General features: G+C 49.4%; 1 protein-coding gene. It reads right to left on the minus strand.

The window, feature by feature from the left end; all coding sequences use genetic code 11:
• Positions 1 to 1,083 precede the first annotated feature (1,083 nt).
• A partial coding sequence (locus OSC10802_RS54595; RefSeq protein ID WP_232731704.1) for a hypothetical protein occupies positions 1,084 to 1,299 on the minus strand: 216 nt, incomplete at its 5' end.

Consider the following 1,299-nt stretch of genomic DNA (forward strand, 5'->3'; position numbering starts at 1 on the left):
CGGCAGCAACTGTCCCCTGCCTTAGCCCCAGCCCCCTGGCGAAAGTCTTTACAATTTTTAAGATGTCACCGGCACAAAAGTGATGGGGGGTACTATCTTTTTCCACCCTGCCGTGGTAGACTCTTTCTTATAATGGGAATATGTGCCAAAATTTGAAAACGGCTCCCACTCCATTATTATCTTTTGATTCTAGAAGACTACCACGAGCCGGCACACCCTGTCAACTATGAACCCCCGTGCCGGTCAACCTGCCACAACACTTGACGGCGGACCGGCAGCAACTGTCCCCTGCCTTAGCCCCAGCCCCCTGGCGAAAGTCTTTACAATTTTTTAAGATGTCACCGGCACAAAAGTGATGGGGGGTACTATCTTTTTCCACCCTGCCGTGGTAGACTCTTTCTTATAATGGGAATATGTGCCAAAATTTGAAAACGGCTTCCACTCCATTATTATCTTTTGATTCTAGAAGACTACCACGAGCCGGCACACCCTGTCAACTATGAACCCCCGTGCCGGTGAAAACGCAACAAAACTTGATGGCGGACCGGCAGCAACTGTCCCCTGCCATAGCTCCAGCCCGCTTGAGAAATTCTTTACAATCTTTTTATATGTCACCGCCGCCAAAGTGGTGGGGGGTACTATCTTTTCCCACCAAGCCGTGGTAGACTTTTTCTTAAAATGGGAATCTGTGCTGAAATTTTCGGGCTGCCCCCACTCCATTATGAACTTGTCATAACAGGAGAGTACCACGAGCCGGCACACCCCGTCAACTCTCTTCCCCGTCAAACCGCAAATTTGACATTAATCGGCATCTCCGCCCCACGGCTCAACCCGCTTGAAGATTTTTTCTAATTTTTTACCGATGCCGGCGCTTTGCTAGTGGGGGGGTACTATCTTTTTCCACCCTGCCGTGGTAGACTCTTTTTTATAATGGGAATCCGTGCTAAAATTTTTAGGCCGCCCCCACTCCATTATTAACTTGTCATAACAGCAGAGTACCACAAGCCGGCACACCCTGTCAACTCTCTTCCCCAGTGCCAGTCAACCTGTTACAAAACTTGACATTGAGATTGACCGGCACCCTCACGGCTGACTCCGCTTTAGGATTTTTTCTGATTTTCTCACAGCTGCCGGCACAAAAGTGGTGGGGGGTACTATCTTTTTCCACCCTGCCGTGGTAGACTTTTTCTTATAATGGGAATCCGTGCTGAAATTTTCGGGCCGCCCCCACTCCATTATTAACTTGTCATAACAGCAGAGTACCACGAGCCGGCACACCCCATCAACTCTCTTCCCCGT

The organism is Kamptonema formosum PCC 10802, assembly GCF_000332335.1.
Taxonomy (GTDB): domain Bacteria; phylum Cyanobacteriota; class Cyanobacteriia; order Cyanobacteriales; family Oscillatoriaceae; genus Oscillatoria.